The sequence below is a fragment of the Sphingobacterium sp. UBA5670 genome, assembly GCF_002420705.1.
Classification (GTDB): domain Bacteria; phylum Bacteroidota; class Bacteroidia; order Sphingobacteriales; family Sphingobacteriaceae; genus Sphingobacterium.
On record NZ_DIIM01000031.1, the window covers coordinates 1 to 1,185 of the forward strand.

At 37.7% G+C, this 1,185-nt stretch carries 1 protein-coding gene; it reads left to right on the forward strand.

Features of this window, described 5'->3' with window-relative positions:
- Positions 1-168 precede the first annotated feature (168 nt).
- Positions 169-1,113 (forward strand): TIGR01212 family radical SAM protein, encoded by a 945-nt coding sequence (locus B3C94_RS22480; RefSeq protein ID WP_293908013.1) that lies wholly within the window; start codon positions 169-171, stop codon positions 1,111-1,113.
- Positions 1,114-1,185: the final 72 nt, after the last annotated feature.

Consider the following 1,185-nt stretch of genomic DNA (forward strand, 5'->3'; position numbering starts at 1 on the left):
AGTCAAGGGCTTCTTGCGTTTAAATACTTTCGGAGCTATTACTTTAAAATTAATACTTATTCGAACAACTGTTGTCTTTGAAAATGACATAATAATGGGTGATGCCATAGTGCTTTGTTCCTGAGTAGTAATATATTTATGATTTTTATTGAGTAACTTTGCAGCGCAATGGGTACATTATTGGACAACGGAATTAAACCGTATAATCATTACGGGGCTTATTTAAAGCAAAAGTATAACGGGCAGAAAGTGTTTAAAGTGATTGTGGATGGTAATTTTACTTGTCCCAATCGTGACGGTAGTAAGGGCTACGGAGGATGTACTTACTGTAATGTGGATTCCTTTACACCGGATACAGCCCGTAAAATTCCTTCTATACGAGAGCAGGTGGAATCAGGGATAGCGAGAGCACGTAATAGCTATGGTGCGGAAAAATTTATTATTTATTTCCAGCCAAACACAAATACGTATGCACCGACGCATCTTTTGAAAATGATGTATGATGAGGCTTTAAGTATCGATCCTGAAAATACCTTAGGTCTTTCAGTCGGAACACGTCCTGATTGTTTGGATTTTGAAAAAATCGCTTTATTGGAGTCTTATACTGATCGTTATGATGTAGACTTAGAAATGGGAATGGAATCTATCTATAACGATACATTGGAGAGGATTAATAGGGGCTGTTCGCACGATGAGTTTGTTCAGGTAATGGAAATGTTAAAAGATACACCTCTGGAACTTTGTGTGCATACAATCTTTGGTTTTCCATGGGAATCGGAGGAGATGATGTTAAAATATGCAGACGAAATCAACCGGTTTCCACAGATTAAATTTGTAAAATTGCACCACCTGCACATTGTAGAGGGGTCCATTATGGGGGTCAAATATAAAAGGGAGCCTTTTGAACTTTTCTCGATGGAAGGTTATACCGAATTCTTAGCCAAATTTATTCCACGATTACGCCCAGATCTGATTATTCAGCGTATCTTCGGGATTGCCGACAAAGAATTGTTAATAGCGCCAAATTGGGGTTTTCCGAAGTCAGGTATTCAAACGTATATAGATAAAGGCTTGGAGGCACGACAGGTCGTGCAAGGAAGTCTTTTTGAATAAAAACGTTTTATATATTGTATTATAGCGTAATAGAGCAATTGATCTATCAGGGTAAAAAACAAATAAGGCTTC

Bases quoted from the DNA above. Each gene is read 5' to 3' on its own strand.
- B3C94_RS22480 (WP_293908013.1), top strand. From the start codon at position 169: ATGGGTACATTATTGGACAACGGAATTAAACCGTATAATCATTACGGG.